Below are 16875 nucleotides of genomic sequence, written 5' to 3'. Positions count from 1 at the left end.
CCCGAATCCCGAATCCTTTCCACCAGCCCCCGGCCCCTTTATCATCCCCCCATGCTTGAACGCTATCTGAAGATGATCCTCAACGCGCGCGTCTACGAGGTTGCACGCGAAACCCCACTCGACCTGGCACCGCGTCTCAGCCAACGTCTCGGCAATCCCGTGTGGATGAAGCGCGAGGACCTGCAGCCGGTGTTCTCCTTCAAGCTGCGCGGTGCCTACAACAAGATCGCCAATCTCTCCACCGAGGACTGTGCGCGCGGTGTGATCGCGGCCTCCGCCGGCAACCACGCCCAGGGCGTGGCGCTGGCGGCCCGGCACCGCGGTATCAAGGCGCTGATCGTCATGCCGCGCACTACGCCGCAGATCAAGGTGGCGGCCGTGCGCGGTTACGGTGCCCGCGCCGTCCTGCACGGGGACAACTACGATGAGGCCTGTGCGCACGCCCTGGAGATCGCCGCCGACAAGGGTATGGTCTTCATCCATCCCTTCGACGACCCGGAGGTGATCGCCGGCCAGGGCACCGTGGCCATGGAGCTTCTGCGCCAGCATACCGGCCATCCACACGCCATCTTCGTGCCGGTCGGCGGCGGCGGACTGATCGCCGGTATGGCGGCTTATGTGAAGGCGCTGAGACCGGGGATCAAGATGATCGGTGTGGAGCCCGACGATGCGCCCAGCCTGCAGCAGGCGCTGGCGGCACGGCGGCGATTGACGCTCAAGCAGGTCGGTATCTTTGCCGACGGTGTCGCCGTGCGGCAGGTGGGCGCAGAGCCCTTCAAGCTGGCGCGGCGTTACGTGGACGAGGTGATCCTGGTCAGCACCGACGAGATCTGTGCAGCCATCAAGGACATCTTTGATGACACCCGCGCCATCGTCGAACCGGCCGGCGCCCTGGCGGTGGCCGGGTTGAAACGTTATGTCGAGCGCGATGGTGTACGTGACCGCGACCTGATCGCCATCAACAGCGGTGCCAACATGAATTTCGACCGGCTGCGGCATGTCGCCGAGCGCGCCGATCTCGGCGAGCGGCGCGAGGCCCTGCTGGCCGTCACTATCCCTGAACAGCCGGGTAGCTTCCGGCGCTTCTGCAAGACCCTCGGGCAACGGGCCATCACCGAGTTCAACTACCGCTACGCCGACACCAGTCGGGCACATGTGTACGCCGGTGTGGAGCTGACCGAGGGCGATGTCGAACGCGAGGCATTGATCGTGCAACTGCGTCAGGAGGGGTACCCGGTCATCGACATGACGGAGAACGAGGTCGCCAAGCTGCATATCCGCCACATGGTGGGCGGGCACGCGCCGGCGGTTGACAGCGAGATCCTCTTTCGCTTCGAATTCCCCGAGCGGCCCGGCGCGCTGCTGCAGTTCCTGACCGCCATCGGCGAGCGTTGGAACATCAGCCTGTTCCACTACCGCAATCACGGCGCCGACTACGGCCGCGTGCTGGTCGGCATCCAGGTCCCGGCCACCGATCGCAAGCTCTTCCGGGAGTTCCTCGATGGCACCGGCTATCCCTATTGGGACGAGACCGACAACCCCGTCTACGACCTGTTCCTGGGCGAGGGCTGACGCCGGTAACTCCCGGTTTTCAGGCCAGAAATAGGCAAAAAAAAGGCCCGCCGGAGCGGGCCTTATTGCGGCCTGGAGGCCGGGGCGACTCAGGTCATCGCCGCCGTCTTCTTCCTGGCTACGCGCTTCTTGCTGGTCTTCTTCTTCGCGACCTTTTTCTTGGCAACTTTCTTCTTCGCGACTTTCTTCTTGGCGGCCTTCTTCTTGCCCGCCTTCTTCTTCACTACGCGCTTCTTGGCAACCTTCTTCTTGGCGGCCTTTTTCTTTGCAGCCTTTTTCTTCGCGACTTTTTTCTTCGCGACCTTCTTCTTGGCTACGCGTTTCTTGGCAACCTTTTTCTTAGCAACCTTCTTTCTGGTTGCGACCTTCTTCCGTGCAGCTACCTTCTTCTTGGTAGCGATCTTCCTCTTTGCGACGACCTTCTTTTTAGCGGTCGTTTTTTTCTTGGAAGCGGCTTTCTTACGAGTGGCCATCTGGTATTCCTCCAAGTTGTTAACAGGGGTCCGCAGCTGAGTATAAACAGGTCGAACCAAATTGCCAGTTTTTTTTGTTGAAGTTTTTGTCGACAAGCTGTAAAGGAACGAGCCGCAGTTGAATGTCATCAGTGGCTCGTCTTGCAGTATGCAGTCCACTGCTGCGTATCTGCAGTGCGAGGTGTGATCTCGTGTGCCGGATACGGATGGCATCGCATGCTACGCGAACACACGGGCAAACCATGTCTGCATGAGCGCTGGCCGCTGCGTGCGCCGGGTCTGTGGTGTAAGGAACCGCTTACAGTCCGCGCACACCAGATAGCTGGGGGCACACAGCGGGTACATCCGGGGATGGCGCGAAAATACCTTTATTCCAGGCTCAGAATGAAGTCCCACTGTGCCTTGGTGACGGGCATGATGGATAGACGGTTACCGCGCCGCACCAACACCAGCTCGGCCAGCTCGGGGTGGTTTTTCAGCTCGGCAAGGGTGATGGCGCGCGAAAGCTTACGCTCGAAGGCGACGTCGACCATGTACCAGCGCGGGTTGTCCACCGTGCTCTTCGGGTCGTAGTACGCGCTCTCGGGGTTCTGTGCCGTGTGGTCCGGATAACCGCCGCGGACGATTTTCATGATGCCGACGATGGCGGGCGTGGCGCAGTTGGAGTGGTAGAAGAAGGCCAGGTCCCCCGGCTGCATCTGGTCACGCATCATGTTGCGGGCCTGGTAATTGCGCACCCCATCCCAGTGTTCGGTCTGCTTGGGGCGCTTACGCAGATGGTCGATGCCGAAGACATCGGGCTCGGATTTCATCAGCCAATAGTTCATGAGGGTGGCTCCCTTTCAGGATTCAGGATTTGGGATTCGGGATTCGGGGGACAGTGTGGCGCTGTCGCGGCGGGTGTCAATCGTGACGGGATTGCTGTGCGCAGGCGTACACCCTCTTCTCCGTGACGACGGCGTGTAGCGGTACATCCCAGGGCTGGTGCGGCAGCTGAGGTCGGCACTGGAAGTCGTGGGCCAGGCCGATGAGGCGCGGCCGCCGCCAGTGTGTGTGGCGCAGCAGATAGGCGAAGCTGCGGTCGTAGAAGCCGCCGCCCATGCCGAGGCGATGGCCCTGCGGATCGAAGGCGACCAGCGGCGTCAGCACCAGATCGAGGGCCAGGGGTGAGATGCGGGTGTGGACGGCATGCGCGGGTTCGGGGATGCCGAACCGGTTATCGACGAGCGCCTCGTCGGCGGCGTAACGCGCGAACCACAGGCGGCCGGCGCCGTGCGGGAGCAGGACGGGAAGATAGAGCATCTTGCCCAGCGCGCGCGCCCGGGCGATGAGTGGCGCGGTGTCGATCTCACCGTCGGCGGGCAGATAGACGGCGATGCGTCGCGCGTTGCGAAAGACGCTCAGGCCGATCAACAGGTGGGTGCAAAGATCGGCGTGCCGGGCCTGCTCCGCCGGTGGGAGTGCGCGGCGGGTACGGCGTATCGCGGCGCGCAGGGCGCGGCGGTCAGCCGCTGCCGGATCGTCGGATGACCGGGTCATGGCATCGTACAGGGTGGCGGATCGGGAAAAAGAGGTGAGGCATCCCCCGCACCTGCCGTCGCGGCCCTCGACCTTGAACCCTGGGTCCATGTGGGAGCGATGGCGGCATCTTCAGGCTTACCGCTGCAAGGCGGGCATGCACACCGACGCCGCAAGCCAAGCCCCCGGGGTCGATGAATGTAGGCTCAAGAATGTAGCAAGCCACTAACATGCAGGGCAGGGAATGCCTCGGGAGGGAGTATACCCCAGAGTGTCCCGTGGGCGGGCACTTTACAGTTCGAGCTGGTTGCCCTTGTTGAGCGCCAGCTCGATCTTCTCCTGCAGGGAGCGGATGCGGGCGCCGACCGACTGCTGAATGTCCTGCTTGCGGGAGCGCAGTTCGAGCAGTTCGTTGGCCATGTTGAGTGCGGCGATAACGGCGATCCGGTCCAGGCCGACGACCTTGCCGGAATCACGGATCTCGCGCATCTTGGAATTGAGCAGTTCGGCGGACGCCAGGAGATCATCGCGCTCGCCCTCCGGACAGGTGACCCGGAATTCCTTATCCAGGATATGCACCGACACCGGTTTCGATGCATTACTCATGCACTGTGCTCCATCGCCTTGAGACGGCCGATCATGGCCTCGACGCGGGAGCGGGCCAGTTCGGTGCGTTCGATGAGCTGGGCGCGCTCGATGGTCATGGTATCCTGCTGCACCCGCAACGAACGGTTCTCCTCCTTCAACCGCTCGACGCTGCGGATGAGTTCCTCGAGGCGATATTCCAGGCGTTTAAGATCCTGATCTATCGCTTGTTGTGGGCTCGTTTTCGCCATGCGGCCACTATAGTGCGGGGTGCGGGACCGGTCAATCTCCCGCCCCCGTGCGGGGGCCTGTGGCATAATCGCGACGTGCGCATCCCTGCGGTTCGTCGCGCCGCACGGATTCCCGCACGCGACTATCCATATATAAGCCCCGATGCGGGTCGGGACACCGCATCCAGAAGCCAGCCGGGAAGCCAGCCATGCCGCCGCCTCGTCACCCTGATTTTCTCGGACTCGACCAGGCGCTTGCCCGCGCCGATGCGGCGGCGGGTGCGGCCGAGGTTCATGGCCTGTTGTGCGGCCTGTGGTGTGCCATTGGGCGCGTGGACGAGGGCCTGTGGCTGGCCCAGGTCTTCGAGGATACCGACCCGCAGCAGGCGGTGGTGCAGCAGGGGCGCGCCGCCGTCCAGGCACTGGCCGACTGGACCGTGCCCGCCCTGAATGACCCCGTACTGGGCATGGATCTGCTCCTGCCCGCCGACAGTCAGCCGCTCGCCGAACGCACCGCCGCCCTAAGCGAATGGTGCCAGGGCTTTCTGCTCGGTCTCGCTGCCGGCGGGATCACCCGGGACACGCCCGTCCCCGACGACGTCAGCGAACTGATACGCGATTTCACCGAGATCTCCCGTGCCGGCTTCGACGCTGAGGTCGGCGATGAAGAGGACGAGAATGCCCTCGCCCAGATCGTCGAATACGTGCGCATCGGCGTCCTGCTCATCAACGACGAACTCCAGCCCGGCAAGGGCACGCCGCGGCTGCAGTGATACAGGGTCATGAGGTCTTCCGGCCGGGAGCGAAAAAAAACCCGGGCCGCGATATCCTTCTCCGCACGCCGATTGCCTCGACCGGAGTCCCATGAAGAACACCGAGTTCGCCCGCCGCCGCAAACAACTGATGCGGATGATGGGGCATGATTCCATCGCCATCCTGCCGACGGCACTGGAGAAGATCCGCAACCGCGACGCCGAATACCCGTTCCGGCCCGACAGTGACTTCTATTACCTGACCGGTTTCCCGGAACCGGAGGCGGTGCTGGTGCTCGTGCCTGGCCGGAAGCATGGCGAGACCATTCTGTTCGTACGCGACCGCGACCCCGAGCGCGAGACCTGGACCGGGCGCCGCGCCGGCCCCGAGGGTGCCTGCGCGCGCTATGGTGCCGACGATGCCTTTCCCAGCAGCGACATCGACGACATCCTGCCTGGTCTGATCGAAGGGCGCGAGCGTGTCTTCTACACCATGGGCGTACATCCCGATTTCGACAGCCATGTGATCGGGTGGCTGAACCGCATCCGCGAGGGCGCACGTTCGGGGCAGCGTTCGCCGGGCGAGTTCGTGTCGCTGGAGCACCTGCTGCACGATATGCGCCTCTACAAGAGCGCGGCCGAGATCAAGACCATGAAATACGCCGCCCGGGTCGCCGCCGCCGCGCACCGGCGCGCCATGCAGGTCTGCCGGCCGGGCATGTGGGAATACGAGATCGAGGCCGAGTTCATCCACGCATTCCGCCGCCACAACTGCCAGCACGCCTATTCGCCCATCGTCGGCGGTGGCGCCAACGGCTGCATCCTGCACTACACCGAAAACGATATGCTGCTCAACGATGGCGATCTGCTGCTGATCGATGCGGGTGCCGAATATGACTGCTATGCGTCGGACATCACCCGCACCTTCCCGGTCAACGGCCGTTTCAGCAAGCCGCAGCGCGCGCTCTATGACCTGGTGCTGGCGGCGCAGTCCGCCGCCATCGCCACGGTCCGACCGGGTAAGCACTGGAACGATCCGCACGATGCCGCCGTCAAGGTGCTGACCAAGGGGCTGGTCGAGCTCGGGCTCCTCAAGGGCCGGGTGAGCGCACTCATCAAAGAACAGGCCTACCGGCGCTTCTACATGCACCGCACCGGCCACTGGCTGGGTATGGACGTGCACGACGTCGGTGACTACAAGGTCGGCGATGAGTGGCGCGTGCTCGAACCCGGCATGGTCCTGACCGTCGAGCCCGGCCTGTACATCCCCGAAGGCAGCAAGGGCGTGGCCAAGAAATGGTGGAACATCGGCATTCGCATCGAAGACGACGTCGTCGTCACCAAGGCCGGCTGCGAGGTGATCACCAGCGATGTGCCCAAGACGGTCGAGGAGATCGAGGCACTGATGGCGGGGTGAGGATAGATACAAGATGCAAGATACAAGATACAAGTATCGGCTGAAGGCTGTTTTCGACTTGCCGCTTGTATCTTGTATCTTGTCTCTTGTGACTCCTACAGAGGCACTATGACGCATACCCACTACGACATCCTCATCAGCGGCGGCGGCCTGGTCGGAGCGAGTCTGGCTTGTGCGCTCTCCGGGCAGGGTCTGCGGATCGGTCTGGTCGAGGCCGTGGCCTATGGTGATCCCGGACAGCCGGGTTACGATGATCGTGTCATCGCGCTCGCAGCGGGCACGCAGCGCATCTTCGCGGCCATGGGTCTGTGGCCGGCGCTCGCCGGGCGGGCCACGCCCATCCACCGCATCCATGTCTCCGACCGTGGCCGCTTCGGTTTTGCGCGTCTGGACCGCGCCGATGCGGGCGTGGAGGCGCTGGGTTACGTGGTGCCCGGGCGCGACCTGGGCACGGTGCTGGGCGCGCGCCTCGCCGAACTCGATGCTGTCGAACTGATCTCACCGGCGCGGGTGACCGGCGTGGACTTCGCGGCCGACGCGGCACAGGTACGCGTCGCCGCCGGGACGGGTACCTGCGTCCTCAGTACGCGTTTGCTGATCGCCGCCGACGGTGCGCAATCGCTGCTGCGTGACCTGCTGGACGTCCCCACCACGATCTGGGAGTACGGCCAGACGGCGGTCATCGCCAACGTCACCTCCGAGCGTCCGCACGGACACGTCGCCTACGAGCGTTTCACCGACAGCGGGCCGCTGGCGCTGCTGCCGATGAGCGAGGGTCGCTGCGGGCTGGTGTGGACGCTGCGCGACGATCAGGTCGATGCCGTCATGGCGCTGGACGATGCGGCCTTCCTGGCGCGGCTGCAGGAACGCTTCGGGCGGCGCCTCGGCCGCCTGACACGCGTCGGCCGGCGCAGCACCTATCCGCTGCGGCTGGTGCGTGCGCGTGAGTCAGTGCGTCCGCGCCTGGCCCTGATCGGGAATGCGGCACACACCCTGCATCCCATCGCCGGCCAGGGTTTCAACCTCGGTCTGCGCGACGTCGCCGCGCTCGCGGAGGTGCTGCTGCAGGCGCACCGCGAGGGCCGCGATCCCGGTGCGGCCGCGGTACTCGGCCGTTACGCCGACTGGCGCGAAGGCGATCACCGCCGCATCATCGTCTTCACCGATGGTCTGGCGCGCCTGTTCACCAACCCGCTGCCGCCGGTGGCCTGGGCGCGCGATCTCGGCCTCCTGGCACTGGACCTCTGCCCCCCGGCCAAACGCGCGTTCGCGCGTCTGACCATGGGTCAGATGGGCAGACTGCCGAAGCTCGCCCGCGGGATCGGGTTGTGACTCCGGCAACGACATGCAAAGACATTTTTACCGCAAAGGACGCGAAGGCGCGCAAAGGAAATCCTGCTAAGGAAGCCAAAAACCACATTGGCCACGGAACCACACGGAACTACACGGAAGGTGGGTACGTGGCGGGTTTTGTATTCCGTGTATTTCCGTGTGGTTCCGTGGCTGAAATAAGTTTTTTCGCATATTGATGATTTTCCTTTGCGCGCCTTCGCGTCCTTTGCGGTTAAATTTGATTTGAATCGAGGGAAGACCGATGACAGAAACCGGCACGAGCTACGACATCGCCGTCGTCGGCGGCAGCAGCGTCGGTGGGGCGCTGGCGTGCGCGCTGGCGCAGGCCGGTCTGCGGGTGGCGGTGATCGAGGCCCGTGAGCCGGTACGGGCGTGGGAGGCCGGGTCGGTCGACCTGCGCGTGTTCGCCATCACCCGTGCCTCGGAGCGCATCTTCCGCGCCATCGGCTGCTGGGCAGACATCGAACGCGGTGGTGTCAGCCCGTTCCGCGATATGCGCGTCTGGGACGCGGGCGGCGCCGGGTCGATCCATTTCGACAGCGCCGAGCTGGGCGAGCCCACCTTGGGCTATATCGTCGAGCAGCGTGTGATCCAGGCGGCGCTGAACGCACGCATGGAGACGCTGCCGACGCTGGAGTACCTGTGTCCGGCCGAACTCGGCGCCTTCGAGACGGACGGCGATACCATGCGCCTGACGCTCGCCGATGGCCGGGTGTTGCGCACCCGGCTGCTGGTCGGTGCCGACGGCGCGGCCTCGCGGGTGCGTGGCATGGCCGGTATCGCCATCGAGACCCGCGACTACGACCAGGAGGCCGTGGTCGGCGTGGTGGCCACCGAACTGCCGCACCAGGAGACCGCCTGGCAGCGCTTTCTGCCCACCGGACCGCTGGCCTTCCTGCCGCTGCGCGACGGGCGCAGTTCCATCGTCTGGTCGACCACGCCGCAGCAGGCGGCGGAATTATGCGCGCTGGATCCCGACACCTTCCTCGAACGCCTGACCGAGGCCTTCGGCCGACGTCTGGGCCGCGTCACCGCGGTGGAGGAGCGGGCGCGTTTCCCGCTGCGGCGGCTGCACGCGAAACAGTATGTCGCGCCACGTCTGGCCCTGGTCGGCGATGCCGCGCATGTGATCCACCCGCTGGCCGGGCAAGGGGTCAATCTGGGGCTGCTGGATGCCGCGACGCTTGCCGAGGTGGTGCTCGCCGCACAGGCCGCCGGCCGCGATGTCGGGCGCGTCGCCAATCTGCGTCGCTACGAGCGCTGGCGCCACGGCGATAACCGCGCCATGCAGCGGGCCATGGATGGCTTCAACGACCTGTTCGGTACGCCGGCCCTGCCCGCGCGGCGGCTGCGCAACGCCGGCCTCGGTCTGGTCGACCGTCTCGGCCCTATCAAGCGCGTACTGGCCCGGCATGCCATGGGGCTGGCGGGCGATCTGCCTGGGATGGCCGAATCCCGAATCCCGAATCCCGAATCCCGACCCCCGCCTAGCCCAGCCCCCGACACCTGAGGTATAGTCGGCACCCTCAACGCAGGCTGTCGTGGGAGAGGGCCCGGATCGTCATTCCGGGACGCCGAAGGCGCAACTCGCCCGGAAACGCTCAGGCAAAAGGACCACGGCGGTACGTTGACTCTGGAGAGCGGCCGGCCTTGCGCTGGTCCACCGAAGGGGCCAGTACGCCGGTGGCGGTTGCAGCCAGCCGGCGTCAATACTCTCAGGTCTGTGGACAGAGGGGCGAGGACATCCAGGTCGGGATCGAACGGGTCACGTGCGCTGCTACGCCGCAGCCGCAGTGCCTGCAGGCAACTCCGACCCGATGTTCGTCACCGTTGTCGTTACCGACACCGTCCGCAGAGCGACGCTTTGGAGAGTCAGCACCATGGGCCAACGCACCCCGCTGTACGACCGGCATGTCCGCATGGGCGGCAAGATCATCGATTTTGCCGGCTGGGAGATGCCCATCCATTACGGTTCCCAGATCGAGGAGCACCACGCCGTTCGCCGTGCTGCCGGCATGTTCGATGTCTCGCACATGACCGTGGTGGATCTGACCGGGGACCGTGCCCGCGCCTTTCTCCGCAAGCTGCTCGCCAATAACATCGACCGTGTGCAGGCGCCTGGCAAGGCGCTGTACAGCTGCATGCTCGACGAGCAGGGTGGCGTCATCGACGATGTCATCGTGTACTTCGTGCGCGAGGACTTTTTCCGCCTGGTGGCCAACGCCGGCACCCGTGACAAGGACCTGGCCTGGCTCCGACAGCAGGCCAGGCCCTTCGACGTGGACGTGCGCCCGCGCCCGGAGTTGGCCATGATCGCCGTGCAGGGGCCGACTGCCCGCGGTCTTGTGCTGGATCTGCTGGAAACGAATCTGCGCACGACCGCGGCGCTGCTGGAGCCGTTCTTCGCCGTGCTGGAGGCGGAGAACGGCGAGTGGTTCGTGAGCCGCACCGGCTACACCGGCGAGGATGGTTTCGAGATCATCCTGCCAGTCGCCGACGCCGTACAACTCTGGGACCGGCTGGCCGAGCGTGGCGTGCGCCCCATCGGCCTGGGTGCGCGCGATACGCTGCGCCTGGAGGCCGGCATGAACCTCTACGGCTCCGATATGAGTGAGGCCACCACGCCGCTCGAATCCGGGCTGGGCTGGACGGTCGGTTGGGAGCCGCCGGACCGTGATTTCATCGGTCGCGCCGCGCTGGAGAAGCAGCGTGCCGCGGGCGTGCCGGCGAAGCTGGTGGCACTGGTGCTGGAGGGCAAGGGCGTGTTGCGCAATCACCAGACGGTGATGACCGCAGCGGGCGCGGGCGAGATCACCAGCGGCAGCTTTTCACCCACGCTGGGGCGTTCGATCGCACGGGCACGCATCCCCGCGGCGGCAACCGGAGAGCGCTGCGAGGTCGAGATCCGCGGTCGCCTGGAGCCGGCGCGCATCGTCAAGCTGCCGTTCGTACGCCGCGGCGAGATAATGGTATCCCTGTAGGGTGCGTCGCGGCGCAGCCTGACGCACCGGCTCGGAAGCCGCGGTGCGTCGCTGTGCCGACGCAGCCTGCGGATGAGGTTTCGACATTCGGTATTGAGAGGAACACAGTATGAGCAACATCCCGGCGGATCTTAAATACACCCGCAGCCACGAGTGGCTGCGGCTGAACACCGACGGTACCGCGGTCATCGGCATCACCGACCACGCCCAGGATCAGCTGGGCGACATGGTCTACGTCGAGGTGCCGGATACCGGGCGCAGTCTTGCCGCCGGCGAGGCCTGCGCCGTGGTCGAGTCGGTGAAGGCGGCCTCGGATGTGTACGCGCCGCTCGCCGGCGAGGTGCTCGAGGGTAATGCGAGCCTGGCCGATGCCCCCGAAGCGGTAAACCAGGACCCCTACGGCAGTGGCTGGCTGCTGAAGCTGAAGCTCAGCGACGACAATCCGGCCGGCCTCATGGATGCTGCTGCCTATACGGCCTTCCTGGCCTCCGAAGAGCAGTGAGGACCGACTATCGCAGGGTGCGTCGAGGCGCAGCCTGACGCACCAAACCGAGAGCCGCGCTGCACCGCTGCACCGCCGCATCCCACGCGTTCGATTTTTGCAGGATCGTTTATGCCGTTCATCCCCCACACCGAAGAGGACGTCCGCGAGATGCTCGCCGCCATCGGCGCGCCGGACATCGAGACGCTGTTCGACGAGATCCCGGCCGCGCTGCGTACCCGCGGGCTGGCGGCTCTTCCCGAGGCGCTGATCGAGCAGGACATCGCGCGGGTGATGCACGGGCACGCCGCGCGTGACGGCACGCCGCTGTGCTTCATCGGCGCCGGCGCCTACGAACACCACATTCCGGCAGCAGTGTGGGAGATCACCACGCGCGGCGAATTCTACAGCGCCTATACGCCCTATCAGGCCGAGGCCAGCCAGGGCACGCTGCAGCTGCTGTACGAATACCAGACCATGATGACGCGGCTGCTGGGGATGGATGTCTCCAACGCCTCGCTGTACGACGGTGCCTCGGCGTTGGCCGAGGCGGTGCTGATGGCGGTGCGCGCCAATCGCTCATCCAAGAGCCGGCGCATCCTGATCCCGAGCACGGTCCATCCGTTGTACCGCAGGGTGGTGCGCAGCATCGTGTCGAGTCAGGGCATCGAGCTGGTGGAACTGCCCTATTGCACCGAGTGCGGCTATATCCTCCCCGCATCGTTGGAGCACTACAACGGCGAGGACATCACCGCCCTGGTGATCCCGCAGCCGAATTTCTTCGGTGTACTGGAGGATGTCGACGCGCTCACCGACTGGGCGCATGCCAACCAGGCCCTGGTCATCGGGGTGGTCAATCCGGTGGCGATGGCGCTGCTGAAGCCGCCCGGTCGCTGGGGCACGCGGGGCGCCGACATCGCCTGCGGCGAGGGTCAGCCCCTGGGTGTGCCGCTGTCCTCGGGGGGGCCGTACTTCGGTTTCCTGTGCTGCCGCAAGGAGTATGTGCGGCAGATGCCCGGGCGCGTCGTCGGCCGCACCGTCGACCGCGACGGCCGCACTGGTTATACGCTGACATTGCAGGCGCGCGAGCAACACATCCGCCGCTCCAAGGCGACCTCGAACATCTGCACCAACCAGGGTCTGCTGGTCACCGCTGCGACCATCCACATGGCCATCGTCGGCGGCACCGGCCTGCAGAGGGTCGCGCAGGCCTGCCATGCCAATACCCGCGCCCTGGTGGCGAAGCTCACCGCCAATCCCGCTGTCGAGCCGGTCTTCTCGGGGACCTGTTTCCATGAACGTGTACTGCGGCTGCGGGTGCCGTTGAAGAACCTGCTACGCCCGCTGGCGGCGCACAATCTGTTGCCAGGTTATACACTGGAGCAGGACTATCCGGAGCTCAGTGACTGTCTGCTGGTCTGCGCCACCGAGACCAAGACCGAGGCCGACCTGAACCGGTTCGCCGATCACCTGCACCAGCTCATCGAACACCAGGCCACGGTGGGCTCCATAGTGAAACCGAAGATGGGATGACGGTGGGTGAGTAGTAACCACGAAGGACACAAAGGACACGAAGGAAACCCACAACGAGGGTTAAAAGACGAGACCCCTCTCCTGCGAGGGGAGAGGGAATCCACGATTCTATTTTGAATAGATTCCCTTCGTGTCCTTTGTGTCCTTCGTGGTGGAAGTGTTTTGAACGGTACAATGACGACCGCAAACAAGGAGTAACCGAACATGGCCAAGATCACACTGCATGGCAATCCCATCAACACCAACGGCGAGCTGCCGAAGGTCGGCAGTCAGGCGCCGGCCTTCACGCTGGTCGACGCGGAACTGAACGATCGCAGCCTGGCCGACTACAAGGGCAAGAAGAAGCTGCTCAACATCGTGCCCAGCCTCGATACGCCGGTGTGCGCCACCTCGACCAAGAAGTTCAACGACCACGCCAAGGGTCGCGACGATGTCGTCATGCTGGTGATCGCCGCCGACCTGCCGTTCGCCATGGAGCGTTTCTGCACCGGTGAGAGCATCGACAAGGTCATCCCGCTGTCGATGATGCGTAACCGCAATTTCGCCAAGGACTATGGCGTGCTGATCACCGACGGCCCGCTCGCCGGCATCACCGGCCGCGCCGTCGTGGTGCTGGATGCGAACGACAAGGTCGTCTATACCGAGCTGGTACCGGAGATCGCGCAGGAGCCGGATTACGACAAGGCACTGGCCGCGCTTTAGCGGGGTGTAAGTTTATTCGTTCAATCGTCATTGCGAGCGAAGCGAAGCAATCTCCCAAGTAGATTTACAGTTTGGAGATTGCTTTGCTTCGCTCGCAATGACGAAATAGCCAAAGCCTGTTTTAAGAGACAACCATGCTCATCTTCGAACACTCCCGCCCCGGCCGTGCCGCCCACGCCCAGTTCCCGTCCGCCGCTGCGGACTGCAGCGACATCCCCGCGCACCTGCTGCGTGGGGATGTGCCCGCTCTGCCGGAGGTCTCCGAGCTGCAGGCAGTACGCCACTACACGCGGCTGTCGCAGAAGAATTTCTCCATCGACACGAACTTCTATCCGCTCGGCTCCTGCACCATGAAATACAACCCACGCGCCTGCAACACGCTGGCGATGCTGCCGGGCTTCCTGGCCAGGCATCCGCTGGGGCCGGCGTCGGCGGGGCAGGGCTTCATGGCCTGCCTGTACGATCTGCAGGAGATGCTGAAGGAGGTCACCGGCATGCAGGCGGTGTCGCTGACGCCGGCGGCGGGCGCCCAGGGCGAATTCGCCGGTGTGGCGATGATCCGTGCCTATCACACGGCGCGTGGCGACACGGCCCGTACCGAGATCCTGGTCCCGGATGCGGCGCATGGCACCAACCCGGCGACCGCGACCATGTGCGGCTATAGCGTGCGTGAGATCCCCACCGACCGGCAGGGTGACGTCGATCTGGAGGCGCTCAAGGGCGCAGTCGGTCCGCACACCGCGGGCATCATGCTCACCAATCCCTCGACGCTCGGTGTGTTCGAGCGCCGCATCAAGGAGATCGCCGGGATCGTGCACGGCGCCGGCGGTCTGCTCTATTACGACGGCGCCAACCTGAACGCGATCCTCGGCAAGGTGCGTCCGGGTGACATGGGCTTCGACGTCATCCACATGAACCTGCACAAGACTTTTTCGACACCGCATGGCGGTGGTGGCCCGGGGGCCGGCCCCGTGGGTGTGAACAAACGTCTGGAGCCGTTTCTGCCGGTGCCGATGGTCGGCTTCGACGGCGACGAATACCACTGGATCACCGAACAGGAGAAGCCGCAATCCATTGGCCGGCTGTCGGCCTTCATGGGCAATGCCGGCGTGCTGCTGCGTGCCTATGTGTATGCGCGCATGCTCGGCCGCGAGGGCATGCAGCGCGTCGCCGACTACGCCACGCTGAATGCGAACTATCTGCTGGTGCGACTGCGCGACGCCGGCTTCGATCTGGCCTTTCCGAACCGCCGCGCGACTCACGAATTCATCGTCACTTTGAAGAAGCAGGAAAAGGAACTCGGTATTACCGCCATGGATGTCGCCAAGCGGCTATTGGATTTCGGCTACCATGCGCCGACGACGTACTTCCCGCTGCTGGTGCCGGAGTGCCTGCTCATCGAGCCCAGCGAGACCGAAACCAAGGAGGAGTTGGATGGCTTCGTCGCGGCGATGGCCCGGATTCTGGAAGAGGCCCGCAACACACCGGAGATCCTGAAGGAGGCCCCACATACGCAGCCGGTACGCCGGCTGGACGACGTGCGCGCCGCGCGTGAGCTCGATCTCGCCTGGCAGCCGCAGGCCTGAGGCGTGGGCAAGCCGGCCGGCAATACGGGTCTGCGACGCCTATCGAATGCCCTGGTGTTCTCCTGGAAGGGCCTGTGCGCAGCGTACCGCTTCGAGGCCGCGTTCCGACAGGAGGTGTTCGCGAGCCTGGTCATCGTGCCGCTCGCCTTCTGGTTGGGAGACACGGGTGTGGAGCGCGCGCTGCTGCTCGCGGTCTGGGTGCTGGTACTGATCATCGAACTGCTCAACTCCGCCATCGAGGCCGTGGTCGACCGCATCGGTGACGAGCATCACGAACTTGCCGGCCGCGCCAAGGACATCGGCTCCGCCGCCGTGCTGCTCGCGCTGCTCAACACCGTGGTAGTCTGGGTGCTGGTGCTTTTATAAGAGATACAGGTGGTGGATGGTGCTTGCTTATAACTATTTTTGGCCACGGAAGCACACGGAATAACACGGAAAAAGACTCATCATATAAAGCCCGGAAACCAAACCGCAGGGTGATGATCCAGGGGTTTGCGCAGTGAATCCTTTTCGTGTTGTTCCGTGTGCTTCCGTGGCAAATATGGTTTTTGGGTTCATACAAGAACCAAGACGCAAGATACAAGCAGCACCATGAACCGATGTCTGTCTTCTTGTCTCTTGCCTCTTGTCACTCGCAACTGTCCCGGAGGGACGTGATATGTCCGCACTGATCTGTGGTTCCTTCGCCTACGACACCATCATGGTGTTCCGCGACCGCTTCAAGAACCACATCCTGCCCGACAAGGTGCACATCCTGAATGTCGCCTTCCACGTGCCGGACATGCGCCGTGAGTTCGGTGGCTGCGCGGCCAACATCGCCTATAACCTCAAACTGCTCGGTGGCGAGCCGCTGCCGATGGGGACGGTCGGAACGGATTTCGTACCCTATGCCGAATGGCTGGACCGGCATGGCATCTCGCGCAGGTACGTGACCGTGGTCGAAGGCACCTACACGGCCCAGGCCTTCATCACCACCGACCTCGACGACAACCAGATCATCGCCTTCCATCCCGGCGCCATGGATCATGCGCACCGCAATCACGTCGCGGACGCCACCGATGTGAGCATCGGCATGGTCTCGCCCGATGGCCGCACCGCCATGCTCGAGCATGCGGCGGAGTTCGCCGAGGCCGGCATCCCCTTCATCTTCGATCCGGGCCAGGGCCTGCCGTTGTTCGGTGGCGAGGAGTTGCGCGACTTCATCGACAAGGCGACCTACATCTGCGTCAACGATTACGAATCACAGTTGATCTGCGACCGCACCGGTCTCTCGCCGCACGAGATCGCCGAGTGCGTCGCCGGTCTGATCGTCACCCGTGGCGGCAAGGGCTCGGAGATCTATCTGCCCAACAAGCGCCTCGACATCCCGGCCGCGCCGGCCCACGAGTTGCTGGACCCCACCGGCTGCGGCGACGCCTATCGCGCCGGCCTGCTGTATGGCCTGATGCACGATTTCGACTGGGAGGTCACCGGCCGGATCGCGGCGCTCATGGGTGCCTTCAAGATCGAGCGGCACGGTACCCAGAACCACCGCTTCGACCGGGACGAATTCGCCGACCGCTATCGCGAGAGCTTCGGCCACACGCTGGGGTGGTGACCGGCCGGCCGGAGGCCGGCGTGCGAGCCAGGGGAAAGGAGTCTGGCCACGGAAGCACACGGAAGGGGCTGCACGCCGCGGTATCCGTGAGCGAT

17 protein-coding genes, 1 other RNA gene and 2 riboswitches are annotated in these 16875 nt (G+C 64.6%); of the genes, 12 read left to right on the top strand and 6 right to left on the bottom strand.

The features are described from left to right. Window positions 1-51 precede the first annotated feature (51 nt). On the top strand, window positions 52-1572 hold the full coding sequence (ilvA, locus tag K8I04_10630; protein MBZ0072164.1) for a threonine ammonia-lyase, biosynthetic: 1521 nt from the start codon (window positions 52-54) through the stop codon (window positions 1570-1572). An 89-nt stretch (window positions 1573-1661) separates the two neighbouring features. Here ilvA and K8I04_10625 read toward each other — a convergent pair whose 3' ends face one another. The 6 genes from K8I04_10625 to K8I04_10600 form a co-directional block, all read right to left on the bottom strand. Then, on the bottom strand, window positions 1662-2045 hold the full coding sequence (locus K8I04_10625; protein MBZ0072163.1) for a hypothetical protein: 384 nt from the start codon (window positions 2043-2045) through the stop codon (window positions 1662-1664). Window positions 2046-2413: 368 nt separating this feature from the next. Then, a complete protein-coding gene (locus tag K8I04_10620) occupies window positions 2414-2872 on the bottom strand; it encodes an EVE domain-containing protein (GenBank protein ID MBZ0072162.1) in 459 nt (152 codons plus the stop codon). A 76-nt stretch (window positions 2873-2948) separates the two neighbouring features. Further along, complete coding sequence (locus K8I04_10615) at window positions 2949-3584, bottom strand: 5-formyltetrahydrofolate cyclo-ligase (GenBank protein ID MBZ0072161.1); 636 nt, start codon at window positions 3582-3584, stop codon at window positions 2949-2951. A gap of 39 nt (window positions 3585-3623) precedes the next feature. After that, window positions 3624-3810: non-coding RNA, 6S RNA (gene ssrS, locus K8I04_10610), on the bottom strand. Between the two features lie 44 nt (window positions 3811-3854). After that, window positions 3855-4169 carry a cell division protein ZapA gene (locus tag K8I04_10605; GenBank protein ID MBZ0072160.1) on the bottom strand — a complete coding sequence of 105 codons (315 nt, stop codon included), beginning with the start codon at window positions 4167-4169 and terminating at the stop codon, window positions 3855-3857. After that, entirely contained in the window at window positions 4166-4399 is a 234-nt protein-coding gene (locus K8I04_10600; protein ID MBZ0072159.1) for a TIGR02449 family protein, read from the bottom strand. Before K8I04_10600 ends, K8I04_10605 begins: the two co-directional genes overlap by 4 nt. Window positions 4400-4587: 188 nt before the next feature. Here K8I04_10600 and K8I04_10595 point away from each other — a divergent pair, with 188 nt between their 5' ends. The 11 genes from K8I04_10595 (at window position 4588) to K8I04_10545 (ending at window position 16780) form a co-directional block, all read left to right on the top strand. Next, complete coding sequence (locus tag K8I04_10595) at window positions 4588-5151, top strand: UPF0149 family protein (GenBank protein MBZ0072158.1); 564 nt, start codon at window positions 4588-4590, stop codon at window positions 5149-5151. Window positions 5152-5242: 91 nt separating this feature from the next. Next, window positions 5243-6547 (top strand): Xaa-Pro aminopeptidase, encoded by a 1305-nt coding sequence (gene pepP / locus K8I04_10590; protein ID MBZ0072157.1) that lies wholly within the window; start codon window positions 5243-5245, stop codon window positions 6545-6547. Window positions 6548-6655: 108 nt separating this feature from the next. After that, entirely contained in the window at window positions 6656-7879 is a 1224-nt protein-coding gene (gene ubiH, locus K8I04_10585; protein ID MBZ0072156.1) for a 2-octaprenyl-6-methoxyphenyl hydroxylase, read from the top strand. 262 nt (window positions 7880-8141) lie between these two features. Continuing rightward, the gene (locus K8I04_10580) at window positions 8142-9410 is read left to right on the top strand and encodes a UbiH/UbiF/VisC/COQ6 family ubiquinone biosynthesis hydroxylase (GenBank protein MBZ0072155.1); all 1269 of its coding nucleotides are present in this window, start codon (window positions 8142-8144) and stop codon (window positions 9408-9410) included. 22 nt (window positions 9411-9432) lie between these two features. After that, a riboswitch (glycine riboswitch) is annotated at window positions 9433-9527 on the top strand. Beyond that, window positions 9528-9641: riboswitch (glycine riboswitch) on the top strand. 139 nt (window positions 9642-9780) lie between these two features. Then, window positions 9781-10881: a glycine cleavage system aminomethyltransferase GcvT gene (gene gcvT, locus K8I04_10575; GenBank protein ID MBZ0072154.1), complete on the top strand. Its 1101-nt coding sequence runs from the start codon at window positions 9781-9783 to the stop codon at window positions 10879-10881. Between the two features lie 109 nt (window positions 10882-10990). Then, complete coding sequence (gene gcvH, locus K8I04_10570; GenBank protein ID MBZ0072153.1) at window positions 10991-11383, top strand: glycine cleavage system protein GcvH; 393 nt, start codon at window positions 10991-10993, stop codon at window positions 11381-11383. A 111-nt stretch (window positions 11384-11494) separates the two neighbouring features. Beyond that, complete coding sequence (gene gcvPA / locus K8I04_10565; protein MBZ0072152.1) at window positions 11495-12895, top strand: aminomethyl-transferring glycine dehydrogenase subunit GcvPA; 1401 nt, start codon at window positions 11495-11497, stop codon at window positions 12893-12895. Window positions 12896-13099: 204 nt separating this feature from the next. Next, complete coding sequence (gene tpx, locus K8I04_10560; protein MBZ0072151.1) at window positions 13100-13597, top strand: thiol peroxidase; 498 nt, start codon at window positions 13100-13102, stop codon at window positions 13595-13597. Between the two features lie 134 nt (window positions 13598-13731). Further along, complete coding sequence (gene gcvPB, locus K8I04_10555) at window positions 13732-15183, top strand: aminomethyl-transferring glycine dehydrogenase subunit GcvPB (GenBank protein ID MBZ0072150.1); 1452 nt, start codon at window positions 13732-13734, stop codon at window positions 15181-15183. A 3-nt stretch (window positions 15184-15186) separates the two neighbouring features. Next, on the top strand, window positions 15187-15549 hold the full coding sequence (locus K8I04_10550) for a diacylglycerol kinase (protein ID MBZ0072149.1): 363 nt from the start codon (window positions 15187-15189) through the stop codon (window positions 15547-15549). 292 nt (window positions 15550-15841) lie between these two features. Then, window positions 15842-16780, top strand: a complete 939-nt coding sequence (locus tag K8I04_10545) for a carbohydrate kinase family protein (protein ID MBZ0072148.1) — start codon at window positions 15842-15844, stop codon at window positions 16778-16780. Window positions 16781-16875: the final 95 nt, after the last annotated feature.

The organism is Gammaproteobacteria bacterium (genome assembly GCA_019911805.1).
Taxonomy (GTDB): Bacteria; Pseudomonadota; Gammaproteobacteria; order Thiohalobacterales; family Thiohalobacteraceae; genus JAHJQQ01.
The sequence above is the reverse complement of the archived record's forward strand: the minus strand, read 5'-3'. Positions and strand labels throughout refer to the sequence as shown.